We start from the raw sequence: 15,179 nt of genomic DNA on the forward strand, positions 1-15,179 counted from the left end.
GGCGTTATGCCGCCACCCGCCGCCACCGGCGCGTGGTGGTTTTTTTTGCCCGATCATTACCCCTGGGCGACAGCCGCCACGCCGGGTTCGTGGCGAGTCAGGCGGCACCATTTGTGCCAGGTGAATTGCAGTTGCAGCAGCGCCGCCCTGGCCATTTCCAGATCCTGTTCCGGCAGTTGCGGCGCCTGTTCCAGGGCCTTGAGCAGGGCGACGGTCGGGGCGTCCAGTCGATCGCTACGGCGTGGCGTCGGTCCGCCTGACTTGAGCAGCGTGGCGATGCTTTGCAGGTAGTGCCCGCGTTCCACGGCCAGGGCGCCGGTCGCCGCGCCCAGGCTGGCGCGCAGTTGCAGCAGTTCGTCGCCCAGGTCGAGCCCGAGCAGGCCGTTGTCCCAGTGCTGGCGGCGTTCCTGGGGCAGGCTTTCGGAATAGCGCGCCAGGCGGATCAGGCGGTCGGCCATGCGCCCGCCGAACCAGCTCTCGGCTTGCTCCAGCGGGCGCGAGGTGAGTTGCGCCAGGTCGAACAGCGAGGCGCGGAACATCCGCCGATAGTGATGTTCGCCGGGGTTGAGGCTGACCAGGCGGAACACCAGGACCGCGATGCCGACGCCGACCAGGGTGGCCATGGCCTTGTTGAGGAAGTTGGCCAGGTCGTAGGTCATCAGGTTGCCGGGGCCGACGTTGTTGATGAAAAAGATGCAGAACGCCGAGGCGATCGGCGCCATCCGCGGCTTGCTCATGCACAGCGAGGCGCAAAACAGCGGCACCCCGAGGCCCACGCACAGCAGCGGGAAACCGTCCCAACCGGGCAGCAATCCCAGGCCGACGAAGCCGGCGACCGGCACCGACAGGGTGATGCCCTTGAGAAAGTTGAGGCTGGAGGCGGAAGGGTTTTCCCGGCCGGCGAACAGGCTCAGCACCACCCCGCAGATCGATACCGCGCCCAGGCCTGAGGGCCAGGCCGAGAGCACCCAGAAGCCGGCCACGGCGAGAAACGCCAGGGCGCTGCGCAGGCCGCCGAGAATGCCTTGCTCGATATCGCGGTGCCAGGACAGGGCGCCAGGCGCGCCATCGGGCACTCGGGCTTGCTCGACGGCCTGCAGGGTTTGCGCACTGCGTTCGAGCAGCACCGGCACTTGTGCCAGTTGCATCAGGCACAGATGCGCGTCCTGAGGCAAGCTGCGGTCCTGCAGCGCCTCTTGAAGGCGTGAGGACAGTTGGGCGATGTCTTGCTCGTGGCTGTGTTCCAGGGCCGTGGCCAGCTGTTCGATCAGGGGAGCCACGCTGGCATTCGCCGCGCTGTCGAGCATCAGCCGCTGGCGGGCCACGCCACGGGCGGCGCGCAGCAGGCTCAGCAAGTCGCGACTGAGCACTCGCAGGGCCTGTGAACGACGCCGTCCCTGGGGGCCTTCGAACCAGGCGTGATCGCGCTGGGCATCGACCGCCACCAGCTTGCCGAGGGCTTCCAGCAGCCCCTTGCGCTGGTCCTGGCCGATCAGTTCGGAGGCCGCGGCGCGCATGCCGGCTTGCCACGCGAGCTTGCCTTGGGTGGCCAACGCCTGTTCGACCCGGCGTGGCCAGAGCACGGTGCTGGCGATCGCCGCGCAGATGATCCCCAGGCTGATTTCCGAACAGCGGGCCACGGCCTGATCGAACACCAGCAGCGGATGTGCGGTGGCGGGCAGGGCGACGATCGCTGCGGTGTAGCCGGCCAGTACGAAGCCGTAGGAGGCGTGATTGCGCAGCAGCGAGGCACCGGTGGTGCAGAAGGCCAGCCACAGCGCCATCGCCAGCAGAAACAGCAGGGGCGCCTGGCCGAACAGGCCGATCAGCATGATCGAGGCCACGGCCCCGCTAAAGGTGCCGAGCAGGCGGAAGGCGCCCTTGGCCAGGACCATGCCGCTGCTGGGCTGGCTAACGATGAATACCGTGGTCAGGGCCCATTGCGGCTGCTCGAGGTTGAAGCGAAAGGCCAGGTACAAGGCAATGACCCCGGCGATCATGTTCCTGATGGCGAACAGCAGGTCGTTGCGGCTGGGAGCCAGGACGGCCAGCCAGAAATCGGGGATTCGCAGGGCGAGGCTTTTCATTGGCAAGGCACATAGATAGCTAGCTAATGATTAGCATCGTATCTACTTGCCTGGAAAATTCCAATGAGGATTTTTCCGGGTCCGGAGAAGGTACAGGTGGTGAGGGGAGGGCGAAGAAAAGGGCCCTGCGCGGATGGCAGGGCCCTGGAGGGATCACTCGGCGATTTGCAGCTTGCGCGATTCGGTGTAGACGTAGCGGACTTTCTCGTATTCGAACGGCGAGTCCAGCTGGCCATAGCGGAAGCTGGTCTGATAACGCTTGTCAATAGTGCGCAGGACCCAGAGTTCCGGGTGATTCGAGCTGACCTCGGACACGTTGAGGAAGTTGATCGCCGACTCGGTGGTGTAATCCACGGCCAATCCGGCGGTGTCGCGAAGGTTCGAGGGCCCGAGGATCGGCAGGACGAAATAGGCGCCGCCCGGCACGCCGTAGAAGCCCAGGGTCTGGCCGAAGTCTTCGCTCTGGCGTGGCAGGCCCATGCGGGTGGCGGGGTCCCAGAGACCGCCGATACCGAGGGTGGTGTTGACCAGCAGGCGGGCGGTGGTGTTCAGCGAGCGCTGGCCCTTGAACTGCAGCAGGCTGTTGACCAGGTTCGGCACGTCGCCCAGGTTGTTGAAGAAGTTGCTTACACCGGTGCGCAGGAAGCTCGGGGTGATGTAGCGGTAACCGTCGACCACCGGCAGGAACACCCACTGATCGAAGCGGTAGTTGAAGTGGTACACCCGGCGGTTCCACGACTCCAGCGGGTCGTAGACGTTCAGCGCGTTGAGGGTCGAGCGCTCGAACTCGCGCTGGTCAAGGCCCGGGTTGAACTTGAGTTGCTTGAGCGGTTGGGTGAAGCCGTCCCCGTCCGCGACCACGGGTGTCGCGGTCTGGCCGTCGTCGGCATTGGCATAGCCTGCGCAGAACAACGCAGCGATGAGCAGGAGATGTTTAGCCACGGAAGAACTCCAGCATGGCGTCGCTGTTGACGCGGTAGTTGAGGTTGCCGCAATGGCCGCCATGGGGGTAGACCGTCAACCGGTCGCCAAAGGTCTTGCGCAGGAACCCCAGGTCGCCCGGGCCGAGGATCACGTCGTCGGCGTTGTGCATCACGGCGATTTTCGGGCTGTCCTGCAGGTAATCCTTGAGTGCGTACAGGCTCACCTGGTCGATCAGTTGTAGCACGCTGCCGCCGTCGGTGCGGGCGCGCCACATCGGAATCACCTGCTCGGTGAGGTAGCAGTCGAAGTCGCATTGCAGGGCGCGCTTGAGGAACGGCGTGAGGTTGGTGCCTTCGCTGATCGGGTACTTGGGCGGGGTGATCAGGCCGCGGCGGTTGATCAGGTCCGAGGTGAACGCGATGTCGGCGGCGGAGAAGCGGAACGAGGTGCCGATCAGCATCGCCATCTGCTCGTTGCTCAGGTGCTGCTTGGACTGCTGGAAGTCGTAGAGCAGGGCATCGTTGAGGTCGATGTAGCCCTTCTGCTGGAAGTAGCGGGTCAGCTTGTTCAGTACCAGCTCGTAGAAGGTGGTGGTGTTATTGATGCCCTTGACCTCGGTCTGCACCAGCTTGTCGAGGTTGGTGATGGAGGTATAGAGGTTGACCGGCGGGTTGAGCAGCAGGACTTTCTTGAAGTTGAAGCTGCGCCGGGTTTCGTCCAGCTTGCTGACGAAGGCCGCATCCAGGGCGCCGAGGCTGTAGCCGGTGAGGTAGAAGTCGGTGACCGGCAGTTTCGGGTTCTGCGCGCGCACCGCCTGCATCACGCGGTATAGGTCTTCGGCGTCTTCCTTGGTCACGCCGGGGGTGGCGAACCGCGAGGCGGCGCTGATGAAGTCGAAGCTGGTGGGCGAGGACAGCTGCACCACGTGGTAGCCGGCCTGGTAATAGAGCTTTTTCAGGTACTCGTTGAGACTGCTGTCATAGCGCGCGCCGGTGCCGGCGATGAGGAAGATCAGCGGCGCGGCATGGTCCTGCTCGGCGATGCGGTAGGTGAGCTTCTTCACGGCCCAGAAGTTGTCCGGCAGGATGAACTCGCGCTCGGGGCGCAAGGTCAGGCTGCGGTCCGCCTGATTGATGTCGTCGTCACTCGGCAGCTTCGGACGCAGGTCCGGCGGAGTGGTGGCAATGGTCGCCTCGAACGGATTGGTCAAGGGGTAGCCATAGCTGGCGGCATCGATGTCGACCGCGAGCGCGGACGCACTCGAAATAAGGCCGCCAAACAGGGCAGCGAAGCGCAAGGAACGAAGCATGACTAAATCCCTGTAGAGGAAGGTGCCGAGAGAAGTTCGCAGGCTATGACCACCGGGTTGCTGCCGAAGTGCCATGGCTCGGCACAAAAAACGATCAAGGCAGGACAAAGCCGGATCGGCGGTAATAGTCGCCAGACGATACACTTTGCCGCTGTTTGCTCAACAGTTATCTGTGTAACAAGCTTGCTTACCGGCCTCGGGCGATTATGCTGGGCGCCGTTTTCGCTTATCGGAGTGCTTCATGTCCCGCCGTCTTCCCCTGATTCTGCTGCTTGTTGTCCTGCCGTTGTGGCTGGCCGCCAGTTATGGCGTGCGCTATGGCTTCATGGAGGATGCTCGATGGGTCGGCGTCTGTGTCGACGAGGCCAGCCGCTGGGAGTGCCAGGCGCGTTCCAGCCTGGGGTTGCTGATCCACTTCAAGGTCATGGGCTGGGTGGCGCTGGCGGCGTCCCTGATCGCCTTCGTGGTGCCGGGCCGTTCTGGCTGGGGCCTGGCGGTGCTGGCGCTGCTGTTCGGCTTCCCGGCGCTGGCGCTCTACAACACCAGCCTGGCGGTGTTTGCCATCGTGATCGGCGCCTTGCGACTGGTAAGGGCGCCTCGCGCGGTGGCGTGAGGCGAATCGCCGGTAATAAAAAAGGGATGACCATGGTCATCCCTTTTTTCTGTCAGGCTTTGCGAGCCCGCAAGCTGCGCCACAGGGCGGCGACCATCAGCACGCTGACCAGGGCCCAACCCCAGGCCTGCTGGTTTTCCAGGCCTTCGCGATACAGCTGGGGAGCGATGCCGGCACCGACGATAAAGGTCAGCAGGGCGATTTCGCGACGCGGCACCCGCACCGGGCGGCACAGGTAGACCAGGGCCGGCAGGAGCAGGGCGGCGCTGGGGAAGCTGCGATAACGCGGGTCGAACACCAGCTCCAGCATCATCACCGCGGCGGCGAAACCGGCGCCGGCGAGCAGCCAGCCGGCATGCTTTTCCAGGCGATTGAACATACGTTGGCGCCAGCCGGCGCGGGTGCTCAGGCTCAGTGCCGCGTGTGCCAGCACCAGCAGGTTCAGGGCCAGCAGCAGGCCCGCCCAGAACCATTCCCCGGCAAAGCGGCTGGTGACCCGCGCCAGCTCGCCCCAGGCGCCGATGGAGCAGGCGGCCAGGGCGCCGAGCAGTGGCAGGGTCAGCGCCGCGCGAGTACCGCGGACCCGGCCACCGAGGATCAGCGTGGCAACGAAGATCACCCCGCCCACGCCCAGCCACAATGGCCAGTAAGGCAGGTTCGACACAGGCCCGGCGAGTACGCCTTTGTCCTGGCGATCGGCATCGAACAGACCCCAGTAACCGCCGACCGCACCTTCGCTGGCGCGCTTCCACGGCTGGTCGAAGGCTTCGATCAGGTTGTAATGCCAGCCATTCTGTTCGGCCATGACCACAAAGCCACGGATGAACTTGGCCTCGTTGACCCGGCTCGGCAGGGCGGTTTCACGCTGGCGGCCTTCGCTGGGCCAGCCGGTTTCGCCGATCATCACGTCCTTGGGCGCGAACTTGTTGCCGAACACCTGGCGCACCTGCGCCACATGGTTCAGCGCGGCATCGATGTTGGACGGATCGTCTTCCCAGTAGGGCAGCAGGTGGATGGTCAGGAAGTCCACCGCCGGCGCGATTTCCGGGTGCTTGAGCCAGAACTCCCAGACGTCCGCGTAAGTGACCGGCTGCTTGACGTGAGCCTTGACCTTGTTGATCAGCCTGGCCAGTTGCGGGCCGGTGACTTCCTTGCGCAACAGGGCTTCGTTGCCGACGATCACCGAGCTCACCACGTCCGAGTTGGCATTGGCCGAGGCGATCAGCAGGTCGACCTCTTTTTCGCTGTCCACCGGGTTGCTGTTGACCCAGGCGCCGATCATCAGTTTCAGGCCGTGCTTGCGCGCCAGGTCCGGCAGGGCTTCGAGGCCGGTCATGGAGTAGGTGCGGATGCACTCGAAGCGGGTCGCCAGCAGCGCCAGGTCGGCGTCCATGCGCTCCGGGCGCAGTTTGAACGGCTGGTCGAAGGGCGACTGGTCTTTGTCGAACGGCGTGTAGGACGCGCATTGCAGCTTGTGGCTGGCGCTGGCGACATCCGGCAGCACCACCGGCTGGCCGAGGCCGTACCAGAAACCGCAGAGTGCGAAGACTCCCAGCAGGCAGGCGAATAGATAGGGCAGGAGCGGGAAGCGGGCAATCGAGGGCATGGTCAGGCCGTCAGGAAACAAAGCGGGGCATCTTACCCGGATTTGCCGCTGCCCAGGTGGCCTGCATGATTTTGACATGCAAAGTTCGGGCGGGATTGGGCGACTGTTTTGGGCATGCCCTGATTACTGGCGAACTGGTGTCGTTGCTGAATGTTTTGAGGTCGCAGTCAGAGCAGGTCGCCTTTGGCGTCAGGTTGATGATCGACGCGTCAGAGCTCTCATAGGGCAATCGCGCTGATGTTCGAGCAAGTTGGTGGGGCGTGATGAGGGCGCTGTGCACCATAACAACAGGTTGACGCGGCTCGGCATCCGTCGGGCGCAGCACTTTCGGGGAAGTAACGATGAAGATGCGACGACTCTTAGGCGCAGGTGCCGGTCTGGTACTTGCGATCAGTTCAACCCTGGCTAGCGCCGATAGCAAAACCCTGAGCATCGGCTATGTCGACGGTTGGTCGGACAGCGTGGCGACCACCTATGTAGCGTCTGAGGTGATCAAGCAGAAACTCGGTTATGACGTGAAGTTGCAGGCCGTGGCGACCGGGATCATGTGGCAGGGCGTGGCCACCGGCAAGCTGGACGCCATGCTGTCGGCCTGGCTGCCGGTGACCCACGGCGAGTACTGGACCAAGAACAAGGACAAGGTGGTCGACTACGGTCCCAACTTCAAGGACGCGAAAATCGGCCTGATCGTACCGGAGTACGTCAAGGCCAAGAGCATTGCCGACCTGAAGGGTGACACCACCTTCAAGAACAAGATCGTCGGTATCGATGCCGGCTCGGGCGTGATGCTCAAGACCGACCAGGCCATCAAGGACTACGGTCTGGACTACAAACTGCAAGCCAGCTCGGGCGCGGCAATGATTGCCGAGTTGACCCGTGCCGAAGAGAAGAACGAATCCATCGCGGTCACCGGCTGGGTGCCGCACTGGATGTTCGCCAAGTGGAAGCTGCGCTTCCTGGACGATCCGAAAGGCGTTTACGGCGCCGCTGAAACCGTCAACAGCATCGGTAGCAAAGGCCTGGAGAAGAAGGCGCCGGAGGTTGCGGCTTTCCTGAAGAAGTTCCAGTGGGCCTCCAAGGATGAAATCGGCGAGGTGATGCTGGCAATTCAAGAGGGCGCCAAGCCGGAAGCGGCGGCCAAGGACTGGGTGGCCAAGCACCCTGAGCGCGTTGCCGAATGGACCGCTAACTGATCGGGAAGCGTCTAGCTCGCAGGTCTCGAGGCCGCCGGGTGTTCGCACCCGGCGGCCTTTTGTTTTGCTCGGTGCAAAAGCCTGTGTCGGGGGTACTGTCGTTCTAATACTAAGGTCGTCTGGAACCGCCTCCAGAGCTGCATAGAGTGGACTACGTTCCAACTAAAATCTGTGCTGCGAGGATAAAAACAATGAACGACAGCATTTACCTCTCGATTCAAAACAGCTCGCGTTTCAAGGAGCTGGTCAGCAAGCGCGAACGATTCGCCTGGATACTGTCGGCGGTCATGCTCGGGCTCTATTCGGGCTTCATCCTGCTGATTGCCTACGGACCCCATGTGCTGGGGGCAAAACTCAGTCCTGAATCATCCATCACCTGGGGTATTCCCATTGGTGTCGGGTTGATTGTCGCGGCCTTTGTCCTGACCGGTATCTACGTGCGACGCGCCAACGGCGAATTCGACGACCTGAACAATGCGATTCTCAAGGAGGCTCAGCAATGATCCGGCGTCTATTGGCTTTTTTTAGCGTCGCGGCCTTTGCTCCCAGTCTCTGGGCGGCCGATGCCCTGACCGGCGAAGTGCATAAACAACCCCTCAATGTCTCTGCGATCATCATGTTCGTGCTGTTCGTCGGGGCCACCCTGTGCATCACCTACTGGGCCTCCAAGCGCAACAAGTCGGCGGCCGACTACTATGCCGCGGGCGGCAAGATCACCGGTTTCCAGAACGGCCTGGCGATTGCCGGTGACTACATGTCGGCGGCGTCCTTCCTGGGGATTTCCGCTCTGGTGTTCACCTCTGGCTACGATGGCCTGATCTATTCGATCGGCTTCCTGGTGGGCTGGCCGATCATTCTGTTCCTGATCGCCGAGCGCCTGCGCAACCTGGGCAAGTACACCTTCGCCGACGTGGCGTCCTATCGCCTCGGGCAGACCCAGATCCGCTCGCTGTCGGCCTGCGGCTCGCTGGTGGTGGTGGCGTTCTACCTGATCGCGCAAATGGTCGGTGCCGGCAAGCTGATCCAGCTGCTGTTCGGCCTCGATTACCATGTGGCGGTGATCCTGGTGGGTATCCTGATGGTGCTGTACGTGCTGTTCGGCGGCATGCTGGCGACCACCTGGGTACAGATCATCAAGGCGGTCCTGCTGCTGTCCGGTGCCTCGTTCATGGCGCTGATGGTCATGAAGCATGTCAACTTCGACTTCAACATGCTGTTCTCCGAAGCCACCAAGGTTCACCCCAAAGGTGAAGCGATCATGAGCCCGGGCGGCCTGGTGAAGGATCCGATCTCGGCGTTCTCCCTGGGCCTGGCGCTGATGTTCGGTACCGCGGGCCTGCCGCACATCCTGATGCGCTTCTTCACCGTGAGCGACGCCAAGGAAGCGCGCAAGAGCGTGCTGTATGCCACCGGCTTCATCGGCTACTTCTATATCCTGACCTTCATCATCGGTTTTGGCGCGATCCTCCTGGTCAGCACCAACCCGGTGTTCAAGGACGCGGCGGGCGCTCTGCTCGGCGGCAACAACATGGCGGCGGTGCACCTGGCCAATGCCGTGGGCGGCAGCGTGTTCCTCGGCTTCATCTCGGCGGTGGCTTTCGCCACTATCCTGGCGGTGGTGGCTGGCCTGACCCTGGCCGGTGCCTCGGCGGTTTCCCATGACCTGTACGCCAGCGTGATCAAGAAGGGCAAGGCCAACGAGAAGGATGAGATCCGCGTCTCGAAGATCACCACCGTGTGCCTGGGCGTACTGGCGATTGCCCTGGGCATCCTGTTTGAGAGCCAGAACATCGCGTTCATGGTCGGCCTGGCGTTCTCCATCGCGGCGAGTTGCAACTTCCCGGTACTGCTGCTTTCCATGTACTGGAAGAAGCTCACCACCCGCGGCGCCATGATTGGTGGGTGGCTGGGCCTGGTCAGTGCGGTGGGCCTGATGGTCCTCGGCCCGACCATCTGGGTGCAGATCATGGGGCATGAAAAAGCCATCTTCCCTTACGAGTACCCGGCGCTGTTCTCGATGATCATTGCCTTTATCGGGATCTGGTTCTTCTCCATCACCGACAAGTCCACTGCGGCTGACAATGAGCGGGCGCTGTTCTTCCCGCAGTTCGTGCGTTCGCAGACCGGCCTGGGAGCCAGCGGGGCGGTATCGCACTAAGGCTTCTATATATAAGCTGCGTTAAACCCCAATGCCCCTGTCGAAAGACAGGGGCATTTTTATTGGCGTCGCCCTTTGTAGCCGCTGGCGCAGCCTGCGATCGAGTGCGTAGCGCTCGCAAGCTCGTTCAGCGTGAGAGTGATGTGGAGTTGGCATTCCACATCCGCTGTGCGGCCGAATGCAGGCAGCTACAGGGAAATGGCGGGGGAGGGGAGCACAAACAAATACGGCCTCTATAAAGAGGCCGTATCCGCTGCAGTCAAGACGTTAGCGCAAGGCAATAGGTCTTACTTGCGGTCTTCCAGCTTGGTGATGTCGCGCGACTCGTAGCCGGTGTACAGCTGGCGAGGACGGCCGATCTTGTAAGGGCTGGAGAGCATTTCTTTCCAGTGCGAGATCCAGCCGACGGTACGCGCCAGGGCGAAGATCACGGTGAACATGCTGGTCGGAATGCCGATGGCCTTGAGGATGATCCCTGAGTAGAAGTCGACGTTCGGGTACAGCGAGCGCTCGATGAAGTACGGGTCGGTCAGGGCGATCTCTTCCAGGCGCATGGCCAGTTCGAGTTGCGGATCGTTGGTGATGCCCAGTTCCTTCAACACTTCGTCGCAGGTCTGCTTCATGACGGTGGCGCGCGGGTCGCGGTTCTTGTAGACGCGGTGACCGAAGCCCATCAGCTTGAACGGATCGTTCTTGTCCTTGGCCTTGGCGATGAACTTGTCGATGTTCGAGACATCGCCAATTTCGTCGAGCATGGTCAGTACGGCTTCGTTGGCGCCGCCGTGAGCCGGGCCCCAGAGTGCAGCGATACCGGCAGCGATACAGGCGAACGGGTTGGCGCCCGAGGAGCCTGCCAGACGTACGGTGGAAGTCGATGCGTTCTGCTCGTGGTCGGCATGGAGGATGAAGATCCGGTCCATTGCCTTGGCCAGCACCGGGCTGATCGGTTTGATCTCGCACGGGGTGTTGAACATCATGTGCAGGAAGTTTTCCGCGTACGACAGGTCGTTGCGCGGGTACATCATGGGTTGGCCCATGGAGTACTTGTAAACCATCGCGGCCAGGGTCGGCATCTTGGCAACCAGGCGGATCGCGGAGATTTCGCGATGCTGCGGGTTATTGATGTCCAGGGAGTCGTGGTAGAAGGCCGAGAGGGCGCCGACTACGCCGCACATGACCGCCATCGGGTGGGCGTCGCGACGGAAGCCGTTGAAGAAGGTCTTCAACTGCTCGTGAACCATGGTGTGGTTCTTCACGTTGCCGACGAACTGGGCCTTCTGTTCTGCGGTTGGCAATTCGCCGTTGAGCAGCAGGTAGCAGGTTTCCAGGTAGTCCGACTTTTCAGCCAGCTGTTCGATCGGGTAGCCGCGGTGCAACAGAATGCCGTTGTCGCCGTCGATATAGGTGATTTTCGACTCGCAGGAGGCGGTCGACATGAAACCCGGGTCAAAGGTGAAGCGGCCCGTGGCCGTCAAGCCCCGAACATCGATTACATCGGGACCAACGGTGCCGGTTAAAATGGGCAGCTCGACGGGGGCTGCGCCCTCGATGATCAACTGCGCTTTTTTGTCAGCCATGTGGCCTCCTATTTATGCTTGAAATCATCAGACAGACCCCCCACGCAGGGCCCGCACCACTATAGTGAGATAAATCCGAATGTCAATTTGCCTAAAGTCTTGCCCCAGAAGGCTTTAACCGGACTTTTTCCTCGAAATTCCCCGCCATTTACGCCTTTTATCCGCCTAACGCAATGAGCTATTAGGGGAAGGGGATTGCGTTGTCATTAGTAGCCTAACTGTCTATACTCGGCCACCGACCGCCATGGGCTTTCGGGCCCGGTTTGATGGGGGTCGTCACTCCCTGGGTGGTGGGTACCTGACCAGTGCACTCCCCAACAACTTTGCCCTGATTGTTAGGGGCTCTTCAGTGTGAAAAAAGCCGTGAATAGCCAACGACCTGTAAACCTAGACCTAAGGACCATCAAACTCCCAGTCACTGCTTACACGTCCATCCTTCACCGTATTTCCGGTGTCATCCTCTTTGTGAGCCTTGCCATCATGCTTTATGCATTGGACAAGTCGCTCAGCTCCGAGGAAGGCTTCGGCGAGGTGAAAGCGTGTCTGACCAGTCCGCTAGCCAAGCTAGTGATTTGGGGCATCCTGTCCGCCTTGCTGTATCACTTGGTTGCCGGTGTGCGCCATTTGATCATGGACATGGGCATCGGTGAGACGCTGGAAGGCGGCAAGCTGGGCTCTAAAATCGTTATCGCCGTATCCGTGGTGGTAATCGTTCTGGCAGGAGTTTGGATATGGTAACTAACGTCACGAACCTGTCGCGTTCGGGCCTCTATGACTGGATGGCACAACGTGTGTCTGCGGTCGTTCTCGCGGCTTATTTCATCTTCCTGATCGGATACCTCGTTGCGAACCCGGGCCTTGGCTACGAGCAATGGCACGCACTGTTCTCCAACAACTGGATGCGTATCTTCAGCCTGCTGGCCATGGTTGCTCTGGGCGCTCACGCCTGGGTCGGCATGTGGACCATTTCGACCGACTACCTGACGCCGATGGCGCTGGGCAAGTCGGCGACTGCAGTACGTTTCCTTTTCCAGGCAGTATGCGGCGTTGCAATGTTCGCCTACTTCGTCTGGGGTGTGCAGATTCTCTGGGGTATCTGATTCATGGCTAACATTCCAACGATTTCTTTCGACGCCATCATCATTGGTGGCGGCGGCGCCGGCATGCGTGCCGCATTGCAGCTGGCCCAAGGCGGCCACAAGACTGCAGTGATCACCAAGGTGTTCCCGACCCGCTCGCACACTGTGTCGGCCCAGGGCGGCATCACCTGCGCCATCGCGTCGGCCGACCCGAACGATGACTGGCGCTGGCACATGTACGATACCGTCAAGGGTTCCGACTATATCGGTGACCAGGACGCTATCGAATACATGTGTCAGGAAGGCCCGGCCGCGGTTTTCGAGCTGGACCACATGGGTCTGCCATTCTCCCGCACCGAAACCGGTCGTATCTACCAGCGTCCTTTCGGCGGCCAGTCCAAGGATTACGGTAAAGGCGGCCAGGCTGCCCGTACCTGCGCAGCTTCCGACCGTACCGGTCATGCGCTGCTGCACACCCTTTATCAGGGCAACCTGAAAGCCGGTACCACCTTCCTGAACGAGTACTACGCCGTTGATCTGGTGAAGAACCAGGACGGCGCGTTCGTCGGTGTGATCGCGATCTGCATCGAAACCGGCGAAACCACCTACATCCGCGCGAAAGCCACCGTATTGGCGACCGGCGGTGCAGGGCGTATCTACGCATCCACCACCAACGCCCTGATCAACACCGGTGACGGTGTCGGCATGGCGCTGCGTGCCGGCGTGCCGGTACAAGACATCGAAATGTGGCAGTTCCACCCGACCGGCATCGCCGGTGCCGGTGTACTGGTTACCGAAGGTTGCCGTGGTGAAGGTGGTTACCTGATCAACAAGCACGGCGAGCGTTTCATGGAGCGTTATGCTCCGAACGCCAAGGACCTTGCCGGTCGTGACGTTGTTGCCCGTTCGATGGTTAAAGAAATCATCGCTGGCAATGGTTGCGGTCCGAATGGCGACCACGTGATGCTCAAGCTCGACCACCTGGGCGAGGAAGTGCTGCACAGCCGTCTGCCAGGCATCTGCGAACTGTCCAAGACTTTCGCACACGTTGACCCGGTGGTTGCTCCGGTTCCGGTTGTTCCGACTTGCCACTATATGATGGGCGGCGTGCCGACCAACATTCATGGCCAGGCAATCACCCAGAACGCCGAAGGCGTGGATGAGATCATCCATGGTCTGTTCGCTGTGGGCGAAGTGGCTTGTGTATCGGTTCACGGTGCCAACCGCCTGGGCGGCAACTCGCTGCTCGACCTGGTGGTATTCGGCCGCGCTGCCGGCCTGCACTTGGAAAAAGCCCTGACCGACGGCATCGAATACGATGACGCGACCGACGCCAACATCGAGGCTGCCCTGGCACGCCTGAACGCTCTGAACGAGCGTACTGATGGCGAAGATGTGGCTACCCTGCGTCGCGAGCTGCAAAGCTGCATGCAGAACTACTTCGGCGTATTCCGTACCGGCGAATACATGCAGAAGGGCATCGCCCAGCTGGCCGAACTGCGTACCCGTATCGCCAACGTCAAGATCAACGACAAGTCGCAGGCGTTCAACACTGCACGTATCGAAGCACTGGAACTGCAGAACCTGCTGGAAGTGGCCGAAGCCACCGCCATCGCTGCCGAAGTGCGTAAAGAGTCCCGCGGCGCCCACGCCCGTGAAGACTTCGAAGACCGCGACGACGAAAACTGGCTGTGCCACACCCTGTACTTCCCGGGTGAGAAGCGCGTTGCCAAGCGTGCCGTTAACTTCTCGCCGAAGACTGTTCCGACTTTTGAACCAAAAGTCCGGACTTACTAAAGGGTGATCGATATGTTGCAAGTCGAAGTTTATCGTTACAACCCTGACACCGACTCCGCGCCGAAAACCCAGGTTTTCCAGGTCGACACCGGTGGCAAGGATCTGATGGTGCTGGACGTACTGGCGCTGATCAAAGAGCAGGACGAAGGTTTCTCCTATCGTCGCTCCTGCCGTGAAGGCGTTTGCGGTTCCGACGGCATGAACATCAACGGCAAGAACGGTCTGGCCTGCATCACGCCGCTGTCTGCCGTGGTGAAGAACAACAAGCTGGTTGTTCGTCCGCTGCCAGGTTTGCCGGTTATCCGTGACCTGGTCGTCGATATGAGCATCTTCTACAAGCAATACGAGAAGGTGAAGCCGTTCCTGCAGAACGACACGCCGGCTCCGGCCATCGAACGTCTGCAGTCCCCTGAAGAGCGCGAAAAGCTCGATGGTCTGTACGAGTGCATCCTGTGCGCTTGCTGCTCGACTTCCTGCCCGTCCTTCTGGTGGAACCCGGACAAGTTCCTGGGTCCAGCTGCTCTGCTGCAAGCCTATCGCTTCCTGGCAGACAGTCGCGACACCAAGACGTCCGAGCGCCTGGCTTCGCTGGATGATCCGTTCAGCGTATTCCGCTGCCGCGGCATCATGAACTGCGTCAACGTTTGTCCGAAAGGCCTGAACCCGACTAAGGCCATCGGTCACATACGTAACATGCTGCTCTCGAGCGGCGTGTGATTCAGCTGCTGTAACCCAGTTGTTGTAAAGGCAGGACCGCTGTACCCGTAGAGGCTACGGCGCAGGCTTCAACCGGCGCCGTAGTTTTAAGCTGAGCAGCAGCTCACAAAGTTGCCGCT

Annotated in this window: 13 protein-coding genes; 8 read left to right on the plus strand and 5 right to left on the minus strand. The window is 61.3% G+C overall.

Annotation, left to right across the window (positions count from 1 at the left end):
- Nucleotides 1-56: 56 nt before the first annotated feature.
- The 3 genes from AC07VU_RS22665 to AC07VU_RS22675 all read right to left on the minus strand — a co-directional run bounded on the left by AC07VU_RS22665 (nucleotide 57) and on the right by AC07VU_RS22675 (nucleotide 4,320).
- Complete coding sequence (locus tag AC07VU_RS22665; RefSeq protein WP_495030512.1) at nucleotides 57-2,087, minus strand: FUSC family protein; 2,031 nt, start codon at nucleotides 2,085-2,087, stop codon at nucleotides 57-59.
- 153 nt (nucleotides 2,088-2,240) lie between these two features.
- Complete coding sequence (locus tag AC07VU_RS22670; protein WP_495030513.1) at nucleotides 2,241-3,029, minus strand: MlaA family lipoprotein; 789 nt, start codon at nucleotides 3,027-3,029, stop codon at nucleotides 2,241-2,243.
- Entirely contained in the window at nucleotides 3,022-4,320 is a 1,299-nt protein-coding gene (locus tag AC07VU_RS22675) for a hypothetical protein (RefSeq protein ID WP_007931472.1), read from the minus strand. Before AC07VU_RS22675 ends, AC07VU_RS22670 begins: the two co-directional genes overlap by 8 nt.
- Before the next feature lie 241 nt (nucleotides 4,321-4,561).
- Here AC07VU_RS22675 and AC07VU_RS22680 point away from each other — a divergent pair, with 241 nt between their 5' ends.
- The gene (locus tag AC07VU_RS22680; RefSeq protein WP_092418091.1) at nucleotides 4,562-4,933 is read left to right on the plus strand and encodes a hypothetical protein; all 372 of its coding nucleotides are present in this window, start codon (nucleotides 4,562-4,564) and stop codon (nucleotides 4,931-4,933) included.
- Nucleotides 4,934-4,985: 52 nt separating this feature from the next.
- Here AC07VU_RS22680 and AC07VU_RS22685 read toward each other — a convergent pair whose 3' ends face one another.
- Nucleotides 4,986-6,539, minus strand: a complete 1,554-nt coding sequence (locus AC07VU_RS22685; protein WP_495030514.1) for a glycoside hydrolase family 17 protein — start codon at nucleotides 6,537-6,539, stop codon at nucleotides 4,986-4,988.
- 341 nt (nucleotides 6,540-6,880) lie between these two features.
- On the opposite strand from AC07VU_RS22685, the gene AC07VU_RS22690 reads away from it, so the two are divergent.
- The 3 genes from AC07VU_RS22690 (at nucleotide 6,881) to AC07VU_RS22700 (ending at nucleotide 9,890) form a co-directional block, all read left to right on the plus strand.
- Nucleotides 6,881-7,732 (plus strand): glycine betaine ABC transporter substrate-binding protein, encoded by an 852-nt coding sequence (locus AC07VU_RS22690; RefSeq protein WP_007931479.1) that lies wholly within the window; start codon nucleotides 6,881-6,883, stop codon nucleotides 7,730-7,732.
- A gap of 191 nt (nucleotides 7,733-7,923) precedes the next feature.
- Nucleotides 7,924-8,235 (plus strand): DUF485 domain-containing protein, encoded by a 312-nt coding sequence (locus AC07VU_RS22695; protein WP_007931481.1) that lies wholly within the window; start codon nucleotides 7,924-7,926, stop codon nucleotides 8,233-8,235.
- A complete protein-coding gene (locus tag AC07VU_RS22700) occupies nucleotides 8,232-9,890 on the plus strand; it encodes a cation acetate symporter (RefSeq protein ID WP_274305959.1) in 1,659 nt (552 codons plus the stop codon). Before AC07VU_RS22695 ends, AC07VU_RS22700 begins: the two co-directional genes overlap by 4 nt.
- Nucleotides 9,891-10,177: 287 nt before the next feature.
- Here AC07VU_RS22700 and gltA read toward each other — a convergent pair whose 3' ends face one another.
- Nucleotides 10,178-11,467 (minus strand): citrate synthase, encoded by a 1,290-nt coding sequence (gltA, locus tag AC07VU_RS22705; RefSeq protein ID WP_007931493.1) that lies wholly within the window; start codon nucleotides 11,465-11,467, stop codon nucleotides 10,178-10,180.
- A 351-nt stretch (nucleotides 11,468-11,818) separates the two neighbouring features.
- Here gltA and sdhC point away from each other — a divergent pair, with 351 nt between their 5' ends.
- Genes sdhC through AC07VU_RS22725 form a run of 4 tightly spaced genes read left to right on the plus strand, consistent with a single transcriptional unit; the run spans nucleotide 11,819 to nucleotide 15,060 of the window.
- On the plus strand, nucleotides 11,819-12,205 hold the full coding sequence (sdhC, locus tag AC07VU_RS22710; RefSeq protein WP_169915034.1) for a succinate dehydrogenase, cytochrome b556 subunit: 387 nt from the start codon (nucleotides 11,819-11,821) through the stop codon (nucleotides 12,203-12,205).
- A complete protein-coding gene (gene sdhD, locus AC07VU_RS22715) occupies nucleotides 12,199-12,567 on the plus strand; it encodes a succinate dehydrogenase, hydrophobic membrane anchor protein (protein WP_007931497.1) in 369 nt (122 codons plus the stop codon). The genes sdhC and sdhD overlap by 7 nt, the downstream gene beginning before the upstream one ends.
- Nucleotides 12,568-12,570: 3 nt before the next feature.
- Nucleotides 12,571-14,343 (plus strand): succinate dehydrogenase flavoprotein subunit, encoded by a 1,773-nt coding sequence (gene sdhA / locus AC07VU_RS22720; RefSeq protein ID WP_009042788.1) that lies wholly within the window; start codon nucleotides 12,571-12,573, stop codon nucleotides 14,341-14,343.
- A 12-nt stretch (nucleotides 14,344-14,355) separates the two neighbouring features.
- The gene (locus AC07VU_RS22725; RefSeq protein ID WP_007931501.1) at nucleotides 14,356-15,060 is read left to right on the plus strand and encodes a succinate dehydrogenase iron-sulfur subunit; all 705 of its coding nucleotides are present in this window, start codon (nucleotides 14,356-14,358) and stop codon (nucleotides 15,058-15,060) included.
- Nucleotides 15,061-15,179 lie beyond the last annotated feature (119 nt).

It is taken from the genome of Pseudomonas sp. GW821-FHT02B10 (genome assembly GCF_059421865.1).